General features: G+C 69.5%; 2 protein-coding genes. One reads left to right on the forward strand and one right to left on the reverse strand.

From position 1 onward, the window contains the following. Nucleotides 1–854, forward strand: an 854-nt coding sequence (locus tag EQG76_RS16650) for a class I SAM-dependent methyltransferase (RefSeq protein WP_235031409.1), incomplete at its 5' end; no start/stop codon positions are given. A gap of 4 nt (nt 855–858) precedes the next feature. On the opposite strand, the gene EQG76_RS16655 is transcribed toward EQG76_RS16650, so the two are convergent. After that, nucleotides 859–1,546, reverse strand: a 688-nt coding sequence (locus tag EQG76_RS16655) for a DUF993 family protein (RefSeq protein ID WP_159715451.1), incomplete at its 5' end; no start/stop codon positions are given.

The following is a 1,546-nucleotide window of genomic DNA, read 5'->3' on the forward strand; positions in this document are numbered from 1 at the left end:
GCCGGGCAAAGGGGTCGGGAGGCGTCATGGACATGGAAGCGCAGGTCGCGCGCCACTATATGCACGGCGCCCTGGAGCGCTCGATCCTCGACGCGCTGGCCGCGGCCGGCAAGGATCTCGACCGGCTCACCGCCGCCGACCTAGCCGGCGTCGACGAGTTCCACCTGGGCTGGCGCGCGTCCACGGTCGCACTGGCGCAGGATCTGCAGCTGGCACAAGGCCAGCGGGTGCTCGACATCGGCAGCGGCATTGGCGGGCCGGCCCGCTACATGGCCGAGGCGCATGGCTGCCAGGTCACCGGCATCGACCTGACTGAGGAGTTCGTGGCGGTCGCGACCGCGCTCACCCGGCGCTGCGGCCTGGCCCACCGAGTCTCATTCCGGCTGGGAAGCGGCCTGGCCTTGCCATTCCCGGACGGCAGCTTCGACGCCGCTACTCTGATCCATGTCGGCATGAACATCGAGCGCAAGGACCTGCTGTTCCGCGAGGTGCGCCGGGTGCTCAAGCCCGGTGGCCGGTTCGGGGTCTACGACGTCATGCGCATGGAGGAGGCGCCGTTGCCCTACCCAATGCCCTGGGCTGCCGATGCCGCCACCAGCTTCGTCGAGCCGCCCGCCACCTACCGGACGCTGCTCGGCGAGAGCGGCTTCGCCGTCGAGCAGGAAGTGAACCTGCGCGAGTTCGTGCTGGCGCGCTGGCAGGAGATGCGCGCCGAGGCCGCTTCCCGAGGCCAGCCGCTCTTGAGCCTGCGCAACCTGGTGGGCCCGGCCTTCGAGGAGCGCTTCAGCAACGTCCTGCGCGCATTGCAGGCCGGCAACATCGCTCCCATCCAGATGATTGCCCGGGCGATCTAGAGCCTCACTCGATCCCGAACGTCGCCATCAACCGCGCCATGCGCCGGCCCGCCAGCTCCGGATCGTCCAGCACGCCCGCCTGATCGGCCAGGCGGAACACTTCGGCATAATGCAGGGCCGAGCGCGCCGCCTGCTGCCCGCCCAGCATCGCGAAATGGTTTTGGTGCCCGTTCAGCCAAGCCAGCAGCACCACGCCCGACTTGTAGAACCGGGTGGGCGCCTCGAAGATCTTGCGTGACAGCGCGACGGTCGGCCGGAGGATCGCCCGGTAGTCATCCACCCTGCCCGCGTCCAGTGCTGCCAGCGCTGCGGCCGCCGCCCGCGCGATCGGGTCGAAGATGCCGAGCAGCGCGTCGCTGTGCCGTGCGCCGTCACCCTCGATCAGCTCGGCATAGTTGAAGTCGTCGCCGGTGAAGCATTTGACGCCCTCGGGCAGGGCCCGGCGGAAGCCCAGCTCGCGCTCCTTGTCGAGCAGGGACATCTTCACCCCGTCGATCCGCCCGGCATGGTCCCGGATCAGCCCCAGCAGCGTGGCCTGCGCCTCGTCCAGGTCGTGCGATCCCCAGTAGCCTTCGAGCTGCGGGTCGAACATCGGCCCCAGCCAGTGCAGCACGACCTTGTCCCGCGCCTGGCCGATCAGCTCGCCATAGAGCCGCCGGTAGTCGTCCGGCCATTTCGCCGCCAGCACCAGT

Source organism: Geminicoccus flavidas (assembly GCF_009806515.1).
In the GTDB taxonomy this organism is placed as follows: Bacteria; Pseudomonadota; Alphaproteobacteria; order Geminicoccales; family Geminicoccaceae; genus Geminicoccus; species Geminicoccus flavidus.